16 protein-coding genes are annotated in these 14382 nt (G+C 37.2%); 8 read left to right on the top strand and 8 right to left on the bottom strand.

Annotated elements, in window-relative coordinates:
• Positions 1-68: 68 nt before the first annotated feature.
• Entirely contained in the window at positions 69-1109 is a 1041-nt protein-coding gene (locus tag BET01_RS18405) for a LacI family DNA-binding transcriptional regulator (protein ID WP_120198340.1), read from the top strand.
• A 137-nt stretch (positions 1110-1246) separates the two neighbouring features.
• Here BET01_RS18405 and BET01_RS18400 read toward each other — a convergent pair whose 3' ends face one another.
• Positions 1247-2176, bottom strand: coding sequence for a ketopantoate reductase family protein (locus BET01_RS18400; protein WP_120198339.1), 930 nt, complete (start codon positions 2174-2176; stop codon positions 1247-1249).
• Between the two features lie 158 nt (positions 2177-2334).
• Between BET01_RS18400 and BET01_RS18395 the strand changes: the two genes are divergently transcribed.
• Complete coding sequence (locus BET01_RS18395) at positions 2335-2901, top strand: TetR/AcrR family transcriptional regulator (RefSeq protein ID WP_120198338.1); 567 nt, start codon at positions 2335-2337, stop codon at positions 2899-2901.
• A gap of 121 nt (positions 2902-3022) precedes the next feature.
• Here the strand turns inward: BET01_RS18395 and BET01_RS18390 are convergent, their stop codons facing one another.
• Positions 3023-4702, bottom strand: a complete 1680-nt coding sequence (locus BET01_RS18390) for a pectate lyase family protein (protein WP_120198337.1) — start codon at positions 4700-4702, stop codon at positions 3023-3025.
• 350 nt (positions 4703-5052) lie between these two features.
• On the opposite strand from BET01_RS18390, the gene BET01_RS18385 reads away from it, so the two are divergent.
• From BET01_RS18385 to BET01_RS18365, 5 genes are all read left to right on the top strand, one after another.
• Entirely contained in the window at positions 5053-5955 is a 903-nt protein-coding gene (locus BET01_RS18385; RefSeq protein ID WP_330513183.1) for a helix-turn-helix transcriptional regulator, read from the top strand.
• A gap of 93 nt (positions 5956-6048) precedes the next feature.
• Positions 6049-6849, top strand: a complete 801-nt coding sequence (locus BET01_RS18380; RefSeq protein ID WP_120198335.1) for an SDR family oxidoreductase — start codon at positions 6049-6051, stop codon at positions 6847-6849.
• Between the two features lie 34 nt (positions 6850-6883).
• On the top strand, positions 6884-7222 hold the full coding sequence (locus BET01_RS18375) for a nuclear transport factor 2 family protein (RefSeq protein ID WP_120198334.1): 339 nt from the start codon (positions 6884-6886) through the stop codon (positions 7220-7222).
• Positions 7223-7280: 58 nt separating this feature from the next.
• Entirely contained in the window at positions 7281-8402 is a 1122-nt protein-coding gene (locus BET01_RS18370) for a DNA alkylation repair protein (protein WP_334295074.1), read from the top strand.
• A gap of 15 nt (positions 8403-8417) precedes the next feature.
• Positions 8418-8708, top strand: coding sequence for a Dabb family protein (locus tag BET01_RS18365; RefSeq protein WP_120198333.1), 291 nt, complete (start codon positions 8418-8420; stop codon positions 8706-8708).
• 89 nt (positions 8709-8797) lie between these two features.
• On the opposite strand, the gene BET01_RS18360 is transcribed toward BET01_RS18365, so the two are convergent.
• Both BET01_RS18360 and BET01_RS22275 read right to left on the bottom strand, forming a co-directional pair.
• Positions 8798-9496: a nucleoside hydrolase gene (locus BET01_RS18360; RefSeq protein WP_279221942.1), complete on the bottom strand. Its 699-nt coding sequence runs from the start codon at positions 9494-9496 to the stop codon at positions 8798-8800.
• 20 nt (positions 9497-9516) lie between these two features.
• The gene (locus BET01_RS22275; protein WP_279221941.1) at positions 9517-9750 is read right to left on the bottom strand and encodes a nucleoside hydrolase; all 234 of its coding nucleotides are present in this window, start codon (positions 9748-9750) and stop codon (positions 9517-9519) included.
• A gap of 114 nt (positions 9751-9864) precedes the next feature.
• Here BET01_RS22275 and BET01_RS18355 point away from each other — a divergent pair, with 114 nt between their 5' ends.
• The gene (locus BET01_RS18355) at positions 9865-10497 is read left to right on the top strand and encodes a Crp/Fnr family transcriptional regulator (RefSeq protein WP_120198332.1); all 633 of its coding nucleotides are present in this window, start codon (positions 9865-9867) and stop codon (positions 10495-10497) included.
• 510 nt (positions 10498-11007) lie between these two features.
• Here the strand turns inward: BET01_RS18355 and BET01_RS18350 are convergent.
• From BET01_RS18350 to BET01_RS18335, 4 genes are all read right to left on the bottom strand, one after another.
• Complete coding sequence (locus BET01_RS18350; protein ID WP_120198331.1) at positions 11008-11499, bottom strand: dihydrofolate reductase; 492 nt, start codon at positions 11497-11499, stop codon at positions 11008-11010.
• A 45-nt stretch (positions 11500-11544) separates the two neighbouring features.
• A complete protein-coding gene (thyA, locus tag BET01_RS18345) occupies positions 11545-12393 on the bottom strand; it encodes a thymidylate synthase (RefSeq protein ID WP_120198330.1) in 849 nt (282 codons plus the stop codon).
• 172 nt (positions 12394-12565) lie between these two features.
• The gene (locus tag BET01_RS18340; RefSeq protein WP_120198329.1) at positions 12566-13720 is read right to left on the bottom strand and encodes an MFS transporter; all 1155 of its coding nucleotides are present in this window, start codon (positions 13718-13720) and stop codon (positions 12566-12568) included.
• A gap of 32 nt (positions 13721-13752) precedes the next feature.
• A complete protein-coding gene (locus BET01_RS18335) occupies positions 13753-14193 on the bottom strand; it encodes a MarR family winged helix-turn-helix transcriptional regulator (RefSeq protein WP_120198328.1) in 441 nt (146 codons plus the stop codon).
• Positions 14194-14382: the final 189 nt, after the last annotated feature.

The following is a 14382-nucleotide window of genomic DNA, read 5'->3' as shown; positions in this document are numbered from 1 at the left end:
CATATTGCTTGTTTTTTTTAGGTAAACGTTATACTATTTTAATATGAGTCAAAAGAAGGGGGATTCCTATGGCTGTGACGATAAAGGATGTTGCCAGAGAAGCCGATGTTTCCATTGCTACGGTTTCTAAAATACTAAATAACAAACCATATATTTCAGAAAGTACCACTCAACATGTAAAAGAAGTAATGAAACGTCTCAATTATCATCCAAATGCACAAGCCAGTAATTTCAAATATAAGCGTTCTGGTAATATTGTCTTTCTTGCTGTTACAGAATTACATACTGCATTTCATAATCCGCACATGTTTGAAATACTATGCGGGGCACAAAATGTAATTCGAAATAAAGACTATAATTTGCCTTTCATGGGTGTTTCTGATACACAAGATGCTTATGAATCAGTGAAGAAAATTGTAGGTTGTAATACTGCTGATGGCATTTTGGTACATGGCTCTGCCACCTCAAGACCATTGGTTGATTTTCTAGTAAAAAATAATTTTCCCCACATTATTATCGGAAGGCCTCCATTTGCCAGTTCCACTTGCTGGATTGATACCAACAACCGGGTATCTGGACAAATGGCAATGGAATATCTAGAGGAATGCGGCTATACTCAAATCGCATTTATAGGCGGCCCTAAAAGTGATGAGATTTCAAGACACCGCCTTCAAGGTTTTGTTTCATATATGAATATAAATCGTCTCACGATACAAGATGATTTTATAAAATACGGCACATATACAAAAGAAAGCGGATTTTTAATGATGGAGGAGCTGCTATGTCAGCCCACTCTTCCCGATGCCGTTATCTGTGAAAACAATCAAATTGCAATGGGAGCCGTTCATGCAGCAGAAAAACACCAATTATCGATACCAAAGGACATGGGACTTATTACTTTTGACGATTATCCTCTTTCACAGCTCATTGATCCTCCTCTGACTGTTATTGATATTGATGTCCATGAAATCGGAAGACAGGCAGCTTCCATATTATTGCAGAAAATTAATAATCCGGCTCTTCAAGTTCAATCATTTGTAACCCTACCTAACCTTATTATCCGATCATCAACTCAAAATCAGAACAAAATGTCTCACTCTCTCATTTAAACTGGCATATAAAAAAATGCATCTTGAACGGGCTATTAAAAGCTTTTTCAAGATGCATTTTATACTTATAATGGTGCTCTAACCGTTCAACGGATGGTTATGATTCGTATATCGTCTGTTTTTCTTGAGCCTGTTCACTATTGCGTAATAAGGCTTTCTACCTCGTAAAGCCGTGGTACCTTTATACCGTGCTTTCTGGCATCTGATAAAACTTCCTGTACGGCATAACCAACTTTAGCATGGTTATGCACCATAAGGGAATAGGTCATGCTTCTTGGGGAAAAAATAACGTTACGCATAAGAAACCCAACAGCTTTAGGTGGCAGGTTGCTTATCAACTTTGTTATAACATCAATTTTTGAGTTTTTAGCTTTCAAAAGCAGGATAATTTCTTTCATATTACGTCCGATTCCAACGAGTGCTTCGGGTGAAGAAACTACGTTTTCAAAACTGCCACTTTTTAATACTTCTACTTCCATTGCAGCGTTTAATGCGTAGTGATTCCAGAACCAACTTTGAAGATCCTTTTGAACCATTATCTTGAATCCTGCATCAACAAAAAGTTTACGGACCTCTAAATCTCTTTTGGTCGGCTCAGATTCAAAGGTTCCAAACTGAACCATCTTGTAAAGACCACCGTAAAGAGTGTCTCCTTCGTATCCACCGCCTGCACCGGGGAATCCATAAACAATTTGACTGAGCGGAATCGGCTGAGCAGCTATTCGAGGGTCTTGCCAAAAGTTATTGAAAAATAGAACAGTTGCATTTCCAAGACGGGGCGCAAGGTATTTTACTGCACTTGATACTTGTGCGGAATTGACACTCATGAGAATGAGATCATAGTCGTGATTTTCTTTGATTTCTTCATGTGTTACAATAGGCCATTTTTCTTTGACCATCCGATCTTTTTTGCTTCGCCTTGCATCCCAAATTCTTAAATTTACATGTGAGCCATATTGCTCCTTTCTACCTTCACGAACATAGAATTCAACGGTATGGCCTGCTTTTTCAAACGCCCAAGCGTATTGTGTACCAATAACACCACGACCAAAAAATAGTATTTTCATAAATTATCCTCCCGAATAATCACGTGTTGATTTTTCAACAAGTATTTGATATTCTTAGAATACTGATTTGTGGTGAATAATTCAATCATTAGATTTGTTTAAACTGTTGAGAACTCAACACATTTTGCTAAATTGTTGAATATATGGAGGTGAACTTTATGGATAGAAGAATAGAAAAAACAAGGCAGGTGATTATGAATACCTTCATCGACCTTTTGGCTGAAAAAGGATTTGAGAAAATAACCGTCATTGACATTGCCGAACGCGCAAACATAAACAGAGGAACTTTTTATCTACATTACGTGGATAAATTTGACTTGCTTGATAAGTGCATAGAGACATATATTGAACTGTTACTAAATTACTGTGCCAATAGTGCTGACAAGAATCTAAGCGAAAGGGCATTTCAAAGCGTATTTGAATATCTGGAGAAAAATTTTACAATATACAAATTGCTTCTTAATAATGAGGGCTTTGGATTTTTCCGCAGCCGCTTATATTCCATTATTGTGCAAACAGTAACTGAGGGTGACGTTATAAAATCAAAAAACATTGTATCTTCAAATGATGTAACCACTCATTTTTTAGCTTCTGGATTTATTGGAGTATTGGAATGGTGGATTAATAATTCTATGCCCTGCAGTGTGCAGGAAGTTACTGAGCAACTTATGTTTTTACTAGAACCATACACCAAGCAACTTGTATCACACGAATCTGATATATAAAAAATGCATCTTGAATGGGCTAATAAAAGCTTTTCAAGATGCAATCGTTCACTTGTAGATATATCTTTCGGTTACGATCTCCTATTTTATAATACCTACAAGAACTATTAATCTACTTGCTTCACTTTCCTCCAACGGATACAAGCTCTGAGGTATAACTTTTTATTTTAATCATCAGTGCTGCATTTAAAGTATAAGAGGTATCATCAATAGCGTCATTAAATTTCCAAGTAAAGTCACCCTGATTCATACGTCCTGCACTTGTCGTTACAATTTGTTTTACATCGTTTACATTATTAATGCCAGATTCGCTGACTCCGGTATCTTTTCCAGTATCAAAGTTATTATATGTAGTATTTCCAACTAAGGTTTTATAAGAACTTGGAACGGTTTCATTTCTCGTGGAAGCTAAATAGGCATCAAATGAGGTTGCATTTAAGTTCGTCGTTCCAGCATTTGAGTTTGCATAGATCAGGCTTGAGGCACCTTCAATCCTATTGTTAAAAGCCTTAATAATACCGCCGTTTTCACCGGAAAACGTACCAGCGCCTAAAGTATCGGTACCTTGTAATGAACTCATCATAGGATATTTACTATTTCTGAAATAGTTTGCTTCTACAAATGCAGAACCTCCATTTGTTATACCAACACCATATTTTGAATTTCCGTCAAAATAATTGTTGTAAATATGTACAGAGGCAACTCTGATTCTCGGTTGTCGGGAATCGGAATGATCAAACCAGTTATGATGGTAGGTTACAAAAAATTCTGCACTATCTTTCATGCCACAAAGAGAACATTTTCCGGAATCCCAGAAATGATTATAAGCTACAGTTACATAGGTAGATGCTCCCTTTACATCAGCGGAACCATCTCCTTTTGCCTGGTCGGCATCGGATCCTGCTGTACCGTAAAAGATATCATTGTTATGCACCCATAAATTGCAGTTATCTGTGTCAAGTGAAATACCATCATCAGGGAACAGCATTATGCCTAGGTTTCTGATTTCTAAGTTTCCGCAGTTTCTAATTAAGAAACCCCAACCATAAGCAGTAGCATCCTCACCAATCCCTTCCAAGGTCATATTCATTTCTGCGTAGGATGATTTTCCTTTTACCTGTAAATATCCGCTGCTGTTAAGCATTCCTTTTAAGTCATTGTCTGTGATTTTTCCAATAAAACGAATCGCAAGAGGAGTTTTATCATATCCTTTTTGGCGTAACGTTAATATTTCACCGATTCCGGTAGCTTTTTGTATCTTTCCTGAGCTGTTTACGATAACATCAAGAGTCACGGTTTTTGATGTTTCAGATGTAATGTAAATAACTTGAGCTCCATCTTTTAAAGTTCCATTATCCTGATAAGCCCCAGATCCAGAACCATACTTAGAATCTCCAGAAAAAGCAAAACCGGTTCTGTCATTTGCACTTACGGTAATCGTACCGGAAACAGTACTTTCTTTAGAACCATCCGATAGGATTGCTTCTGCTTTCATTACATATTGTCCGGCTGCAAGGCCTACCTCATCTGCTCTCCAATAAGATGAATACTTTCTAATTAATTCATTATCTAGTTGTATATAAGTTGAATCACTTGCACTTGTAGATTTTATATATGTGTTGTAGGAAACTGCATTACTAATCGGACTCCATTCAATATAAGCACTTTCAAATCCTCCTCCGCTCTCTTTCAGCGAAATACTTGATGCAAAAGCAGTCAATGCGAAATTACCTGATGCCATAATGAGCATCAGAGATAAAAACAATAGCTTTTTAGTAATTGCTCTCCAATTATTTATCATATTATTTTCTTTACTCCCCCGTATTTTCAAATATTTTTTCTTAAATTAGGTATCCATACTGCTAAGAATAAGTAATCCTTCATTATTGACCGGACCATATCTATTAAACTATTTAATAGAAAAACATTATATAAATGGAATCACCTCCTTGTATTTTCAGCATATACCCCATTCAAATAAATTTCAACCCAAGTGCCAAAATTATACATATTGGGTGCCAAAATTTAATTATTCTACATTTTATAACATTGGGGTTACTTATAATTAATTAATTGCTTTTACCGGTATAACATGCCATACTGTTGTCAAGTTATATGTTATATAATATATTTGAGGTGATAATGATGCAGATGAATCGACTTTTCGAAATTGTATATATTCTATTAAATAAAAAGACCACGACTGCCAAAGAACTAGCGGAGAAGTTTGAAGTATCTGTAAGGACAATCTATCGTGATATCGATATGTTATCTTCGGCAGGTATCCCCATTTATGCAAGTCAAGGAAAAGGTGGCGGCATATCATTACTAGAAGACTATATCCTGAATAAATCTGTGCTTTCAGAAGAAGAACAAAATGAGATTTTATTTGCATTGCAGAGCTTAACTGTAACTCAAAATCCTGAAACTGACAGAGTCCTTTCAAAATTAAGCAGCTTGTTTAACAAAAGCAAGACCAATTGGATTGAAGTAGATTTATCACCATGGGGAAGCGATGAGAATAAAAAATGTGAATTTACGCTCTTAAAAGATGCGATTCTCAATCATCAGATTGTTGAATTTACTTATTTTAACTCATCTGGTGAGAAAAACACCAGAAAGGTCGAACCATTAAAACTCATCTTTAAGGTTAATGCGTGGTATTTAAAAGGGTTCTGTCTAACGAAAGAGGAATATAGAACGTTTAAAATCTCACGTATGTTTTATGTTGAAATAACGCAGGAATCCTTTAAATACAGGAACCCAGATGAAGTATCCATCGATGAAAAAGATCAAAATTCTCAAAATTGGATCCATATACAATTACAGATCTTCCCCCAGGGGGCTTATCGTGTGTTTGAAGAGTTCACAGAACATGAAATAACCAAAAATCAAGACGGTACTTTTATCGTTGATACCTCCTTACCAGAAGGGGAATGGCTGCTTCACTATATACTCTCCTTCGGAACCAATATTGAAGTATTGGCTCCAGAACATATTCGTGAAATGATCCTAGGCAAATTAGAAGAAATCATTCTAAAATATAAAAAATAAAAATTATAACTTGACTCCATGTCGTCAAGTTATAGTCTGTATAATTAAAACATGGTTATGAATAACCGTAAAACATAAAAGGAGGAAACTATAATGGCTTCAATGGATAAATTACTTTTCGAAAATGAATTTAGTGGAAAGCGCGTTCTTGTTACAGGTGGAACAAAAGGAGGGATTGGGGAAGCAATTGTAAAGCGTCTCACGCTTGCAGGCGCAACCGTCATCACTACTGCAAGAAAAACTCCAGATGAAATGAAATCGTCAGACTTGTTTATTCAGGCAGATATAAGCACACCAGATGGAACAACTAAAATTGTGACCGAGATCCTTGAACGTTTTGGAGGTGTTGATATACTGGTTAATAATGTTGGCGGTTCTTCAGCTCCAACCGGAGGTGTACTGGCGCAAAGCGATATGGATTGGCAGCTAACCTTTGAAACAAATTTGTTTGCAGCAGTTCGACTTGACCGAGGATTGCTGCCCACAATGCTCAAACAGGGACACGGTGTTATCGTCCATATCTCATCCATTCAAAGGCGATTTCCAGGTGAAAATACAATGGCATATTCGGCAGCAAAAGCGGCTCTCACCAACTACAGCAAAGCGCTTGCAACAGAGCTTGCGCCTAAAGGGATCCGAGTAAACACGGTCGCTCCTGGATTCACGGAAACAAAATCCGCAGAAGCACTCATGAAGCGAATGGCTGAAAATCTAGGCACAGATATTGATGGTGCACGGCAAAATCTGATGGAATCACTTGGGGGTATCCCAATCGGGCGTACTGCACGTCCAGAGGAAGTGGCTGAACTTGTTGCTTTTTTAGTATCGGAACGCTCTTCCTACATTATCGGAGCAGAACACACCATTGACGGGGGTATTGTTCGAACAATCTAAATACATTTTCTAATATAGAAGGAGGATAACAACAATGAATTTACAATTACCAAAAGCGATTGAAACTTACTTTCAGGCATCAAACACCTATGATAGCAACCTGCTTTCCAAGTGCTTTACTGAGGATGCGATACTCTATGATGAGGGATCGGCTTACCACGGCCCCACTGCAATAGAGGCGCATATTATAAAGGCAAACAATGATTTATTGGTGAAACATGAGGTTACATATGTTGTAGTAAAACATGAGGAAACCGTTGTTACTGCCACAATTTCCGGAAATTTTGTAGGGAGTCCGGTAGCTCTTGATTACCATTTCACCATGAAAGATCATAAGATCGCCACTCTAAAAATAGGCTTAGCAGGAGAATAAAAAAGTATTTTTAAACAACATGATAACCAAGGCATTTGAAATTGACGTATTCAAGGAGGTGATAAAGTTGGCAGAATTATTAAAAGACATATATTCAAAAGAGTTTTTAATAGAGTTTAGCAAAAAAGTTCAATCGGTGTACCCAGCTTTTCAAACCGCAGACTTTATTGCTTCAATCATGAATGAAGCATGGGACAAGCTGACTCTTAAGGCCCGTTTTCGAATGATTTCAGTAAAACTGGGAGTTTTTTTGCCAAGCAAATATGAAGACGCCCTGGAAATATTATTTTCCATTGCCGATGATTGTGTTGGGTTTCCCTATCTTTTCTTCCCTGATTTTGTAGCGGTATATGGACAGGAAGAAAAACATTGGGAACTATCTATGAGTGCGCTTGAAAATTTCACAGAGAAATCCTCTTCCGAATTTGCCATAAGACAGTTTTTGCTGCGAGATCCCAAACGGGTGATGAATTCTATGACTGCATGGGCAACTCACCCCAATGAACACGTTCGTCGTTTCGCCAGCGAAGGTTGCCGTCCGAGGCTACCATGGGGAGAGGCGCTTCCCATATTTAAAAAAGATCCTACAGCCGTTTTAAATATTTTAGAATTACTTAAAGAAGATCCCTCGCTGTATGTACGCAAAAGTGTGGCCAATAATCTCAATGATATATCAAAAGACAATCCTGATCTTGTGCTTGAGACCGCTCGTAGGTGGAGAGGTAAAACGCCTTATACCGATTGGATTATAAGGCATGGTTGCCGATCTTTAATAAGGAACAAACATCCGGAAGCCATGAAATTATTCGGCTATGCTAATGAAGCACAGATTACTACCTATGCTTCTATCATAGTACAACCTGCTGTTTTAACCATAGGCGAAAGCTGCGAACTTCAATATGAGGTTACGATACGTCAAGGGGAAGACGCTCATATCCGCATGGAATACGGGATTGACTTTATAAAAGCCAGGGGACAGGTGTCGCAGAAAGCCTTTCTTTTGTCGGATAAAACAGTATCCGGCGGCACACATCTAACCGGGACGAGGTCACATAATTGGTCGGATTTGACGACACGTAAGCACTATCCTGGCGAACATCGCATTGTGCTTTTAGTGAATGGGCGGGAAGTCGCTCATACTGTGTTAAAGCTTCAGCAGTCGCCAACAAATTATAATTAAAAATGGAGGGTAAAAATGATAACAAACACTTTGCTTATCAAATTAAAAGAACGAAATAATGAAACGATTGAAAAAACAAAGTCTATGCTTTTAAGCATGGAAGGTAAAATCGAAGTCCTACAGGGAATACAGGTTCAGTTAGATATACGACACGGGGCATCTTCGTATGATATTCTATTAATCACTCATTTTGATTCAATGGAAGATATGGATGCTTATCTAATAGACCCTGTTCATGTTGAAGTATCGAAGTATATTGCTGGTGTGATAGAATCAGGTGCTTCTGTATGTTATGAAGTATTATAACAGAGTTCGTTTCCAGTAACTTAAAAGGACTTCATTATAGACTAGGTTTTAAGAGTCTTCTAATGGTAGTAATACCATTAGAGGGCTTTTTATTGGAGCAAAAGGTTAAACATCTTTGATTTAAAAGTTTCATTATCGATTGCCCTGCATATTACAGCATTAGGCTCTTGATCTATAAAACCATCTGAAACTGCCAGTACACTCCCATCATCTATAATAACCTGCCCATAAGTATATGGATCAATAATACATGTCTTACAGAAACACTCTACTGAATCTAAAACAATCTCAGGCCAAAGAACTACGCCCATTGCAACTGCATCTGGCAAATCAACAATATGCTCTCCACTACGTTTCAGATTATATGCCAATAATGATCGATTGCATTGAACTGCAAAAACAGCTTCTTCTTTACAACTTTCTATTAGCTTTTCCATATCACTTTTATTAAGCGCTGCGTCCCCAAGACATACATCAAATCCTATGATGGTCATTGGAATATCAGCTCTAAGCATTATGTCATAAGCCTCTGCGTCAACGTAAACATTAAATTCAGCAACGGGTGTTGTGTTCCCTCTTCCAAAACCGGCTGTGCCCATTGAGTATATATGCTTTACTTTTTTCATGGTCAATGGATCCTTCATAATAGCTAATGCAATATTGGTAGCAGGACCAATGGTGACTATTTCAATTTCATTTGGATAGCATTCAACAAGTCTTAATATTGCATCTACTGCATGCTCTTTCTCTGCTGTCAACAGAGGGTGAATTAACTCTAAATCGCCCATACCATCTTCTCCATGGACATTTACCGCGGTACAAGATCCCTCATTAAAGGTTTCGTAGCACCAACAAATAGTGGTGGCCTTTGTGCATTAGAAATCTCGATTGTCATTAATGCATTATCTGTCGCCAGATCAAGAGGTACATTACCACAAACTGTTGTAATCGCCTCAACATGTACATCCTTTGATTTCAAGGCCATTATTAGTGCAACCGCATCATCACTACCACAATCTGTATCAATTATTATCTTTCTCATAAGAACCTCCAACATTATTTAATAAAAAACATTTCTTGTTGACTTAATTCTAATGTAGAAGATAAAATATAAATAGGTCAAATGACCAAAACCAAATATTAATTGGAGGTAATTATGAGTCTATCACACTTTATGGACAACGCCCCTGCGTCTGTAAAAAATTCATTTATTCATAGAAAACACGTAAAAGGAAGTTATATATTATATCCAGGTGAAGAAAACAATTATCTATATATTGTGATAAAAGGATCTGCCAATGTAGTGATACAAAATATCTCAGGTGCAGGTTTTGTATTATACACTTATGATGCATATAGTTGTTTTGGAGAAATGGAGCTCTTTAATGAAAATATAAAAACATTCGATGTGATAGCTCAATCTAATTGTGAAACAATTATCGTACGGAAAGATCGGGTTTTTGAATGGATGAAGGCTGATTTTGAATTTACAAAATTTCTTATTGGGCAACTGACAGAAAAGCTTCTTAAAAGTTCTCAAAAACTCACTACACTATCATTATTAAGCGTCAATGATCGACTCCTCTACTGCATTTATACACATCATAAACTAGGCGATTTGGCAAAGCTTACAAAACAAGCAGTTTATTCAGAGACATTTATTCCAATTAGAAGTTTAAATCGTGGGATTGCTGATTGTAAAGTAAATAATTATTTCGAATTTCGCAGGAAGCAATTTTATGTTCTCTCCGCAGAAAAGCTGGAAACATATTGCTCATCCTTAGTCTAATGATTAAATTGACAGTACCTTTATTCCTTATCTAAATTTAAAATTATAACTTTCTTTATAGTACAATGTTTATTTTAAAGTCTTTAAATATAAGTTTTTTAATAATATTCTTCCTTTCTAATTCTATAGCTTGTTTGTGCCTATTTAGTAACCATTTTCATGGTTCTGCCTTGTATACAAATGAGAATAGGATAATGTTGCAAAATAATTATTTATTTTATATCCATTCCCTTCTTTATAAAATCAGTCAATGATCTCTCCAACTTGTGTTTATAATAGTGATGCAAGTTTTCATGCCTGTGGCTTATTGTTTAAGTTCTATTACAATTGAAACGAAAAGGATATTACCCATAACCAAATACTGGCTATGTAGTAATACCCTTACGTGTTCTTCCTATTTATATTTTTATTGGTGAAATACAGATACTACACTATCATTCGAACTCTTGTAATGTAATGTTCAAACGGGAAATGCTCTTAATAATTCTATTAATTCATCCCATCAATATTTTACTTTTTTCTCTCATATTTGTAAAATGCGTATTCCGTGTCACAATAAACAAACTTCTCGGATTCTTCCGTAATGTTCCAATCTTCATCTTCATCCAAATCTGGGAAAAAGGTATCCGCTTGATATGCGTATTCAATCTTTGTTACAAAGGCTGTGTCACAAAAAGGAAGCAACTGTTTGTAAATGCTGGCACCACCGATAACATATATGTCTTCGGCTTTATATTTATTAGCTTCCTCCATCGCTTCCTCTATACTGTGAACCACAATGGCATCCGTCCTCACGAAGTTTTCATTCCGTGTAATTACGATATTAACTCTGTTCTTTAACGCGTTTCCACTCGGAAAAGTATCCAAAGTGTTTTTTCCCATAATTACGATCTTATTCATCGTTTTATTTCGGAAGAATCGCATATCCTCAGGAATGCTGATCAGAAGTTTATTCTGATAGCCTATGCCCCAATTTTTATCCACTGCAACTATAATTTTCATTCTTTGACTCCAATCTGGATACTAATAATTACGGAATACGTGAGCTTATACCGCAACCGGTATATGTTCTATCTTTGGTCCTGTTACATAATTCTCCAACCTTACATCCTCAATGGTAAAATCATAAAAATTTTTAATATCCGGGTTGATCCAGAAAGAGGGTGCATTATATACGGGCCTTTCAATCAGCTCCCGGATAATCGGAATATGACGGTCATAAATATGGGCATCCGTAATGACATGAACCAGTTCACCGGCTTCCATATCAGAAACCTGAGCCAGCATATGCATCAATACTGCATACTGACACACATTCCAGTTATTTGCCGCCAGAATGTCCTGAGACCTCTGGTTTAATATAGCGTTCAGTTTCAGACGTCCGCTGTCTTTCGTTTTCGTAACGTTAAAGGTCATGCTGTAGGCGCAGGGATAAAGATTCATTTCATGAAGGTCCTGATGGACATAGATATTTGTCATTATTCTGCGGCTATAAGGATTGTTTTTCAAATCGTAAATAATCCGGTCAACCTGATCCATATCCCCTTCCTTATACTTGTGTTTTACTCCCAACTGATACCCATATGCTTTTCCGATTGTGCCCTTTTCATCTGCCCAGCTATCCCAGATATGGCTGATAAGTTCATTAACATTATTTGATTTCTTCTGCCAAATCCAGAGCATCTCATCTACACAGCTTTTAAAAGCGGTCCTGCGTAATGTTAAAGCAGGAAATTCCTTTGATAAATCGTAACGATTTATTATGCCAAATCCCTTTATCGTGTAAGCAAATGAGCCATCTTCCCATTTCGGACGTACATTTTCACCTTCCGTACTGGTTCCGTTTTCCAAAATGTCCTTACACATGTCAATAAATAATTTATCTGCCAGACTCATTGCATTATCCATCCTATCATCTTATTTTATATCCCCTATAAACCACAACGTTTCAGCAGAACCAGCCTCTCCACATCCCTTATTTTTATAAAATAACTGTACTGATTATAACATGACAACACTCATTTTTCGATATCTAATATCTTTATATCTCATAACTTTATATGAATAATCACGCTGTTTTTTTAATCTTCCCAGAAGTAAAAAAATATAAAATTCCTGCAAGAGCAGGGAAGATGGCAAACGTTAAATACATCCAATTGTATCCCAATGCAGATGAGACAACGCCAGCAACGATTGAACCAAAACCTATTCCGCCATCAAATCCGGTGAAAAATGTTGCATTTGCTGCTCCAAGTCTGTCTTTTGGCGCATAAATAACCGCCAAAGTTTGCAAGCTCGACTGAACCGCACCAAATCCTACACCAAATAACAAAGCAACAAATAAAAAAATCAACATGGTAGATGCCTGAGACAGAATTACCATAGCTATGATCAGTAAAATCAAGCCTGGGTACATAGCAGCGCTAAACTTCAACCGATCAACTAATCGCCCAAAAATCGGTCTGGTTACCAGCATTGCGGCAGCATAGACAAAAAAATACAGGCCAATATTTGCGATTCCCTTTTCTAATGCATAGATAGATAGGAAACTGACTATGGAACCATACGCAGCTGAAACGAAAAACATAACAATAGCTGGCAGTATGGAAGCAGGTTCAAAAATAGCAGCTTTCTTTGTGACTATTTGCTGCCTCTCTACTGTACGGTAACGGAAGAAAAGAGCCAAACAGAAGGCGATTACTCCAAAGCCTGCAGATGTAAACATCAGATTTGATGCATCTCCCCCCGCAAATAAAGCCAGTCCAAGACCTGGTGCCAATGCCATTGCAAGGCCCGAGGAAAGGCTGAAAAATCCCATAGATTCCCCAAATCTTTCTTTTGGGATGATATCTGTTGCCACGGTATTGCTTGAGGTACTAGATGCACCCCAGCCAAATCCATGGAGAAAACGAATAACAAGAATAACGCCCACATATGGGAACAACCAATAGGACAGCGTTACCGCAATAATAAGCCCAATACCAGCAAGTAGTATTACCTTACGTCCCCATTTATCAACGGCCGCACCAGAAACAGGCCGGATAATCAGTGCAGATATTGTGGTAAGACCTGTAATCCAGCCAATGACAGAATCGGCCCCGCCTAAAGACTTAACGTAAAGCGGCAGCGTGGGAAGGAGCATTTGAAACCCCATAAAAATCAGCAGATTAATTATTGTGATGCCAATAAAATCTTTCGTCCATATTTTCGGTTTGTTTTCCATGTTTATGATTCCTCTCTTAGTGACTTAAATAATTAAAGCGAATCTTCAGCCCTATTTTCCTCTAAAACATTACTTAGAATTCTTTTCAGCAGTTCCTTCGTTTGTTTAATTTCTAATGGAGAAAGGTTTCTTGTTGTAATTTCCACAACCTCTTTGAATGTTTCCTGCATCTGAGCCGATATTTGTTTCCCTTTTTCCGTCAGATACAAACGGTCATAACGATTATCTTCTGTATCCTTTTCTTTACGCACATAACCGTGATCCATCAGATTCTTAACTGCTTTAGCAGTTGTTGATTTACTGATATAGAGCCATTCACTTAGCTCTTTCTGTGTTATTCCCTCATATAGTGAGATGACATAAAAAAAATCATGCTGTCCGCTTCGAATCGAAATGTCCTTTAGCTTATGATTTAAAATAATCTGCAAATTCCGATTAATTGCAGCAGTCAATTTACCTATGCTTTCATTCATGATCATACCTCCGCAATATAGTTTCACTTGAAACTAATATTAGTATAGTGTTAATTGGTTTCCTTTGCAACTAATATTTTTTAAAACATTTTTTTCCCAACAAACCTATTGGAGCAATCAGTACAAGCGCCCCCAGTTTTACAGAGCTAGAAGAGAAGCAACTCAGCACCCTGCTTCTTACTTCAAGCC

It is taken from the genome of Lacrimispora algidixylanolytica (assembly GCF_003609635.1).
GTDB classification, from domain to species: Bacteria; Bacillota; Clostridia; order Lachnospirales; family Lachnospiraceae; genus Lacrimispora; species Lacrimispora algidixylanolytica.
Note: the sequence above shows the minus strand (reverse complement) of the source record. Positions and strands in the feature narration are given on the sequence as shown.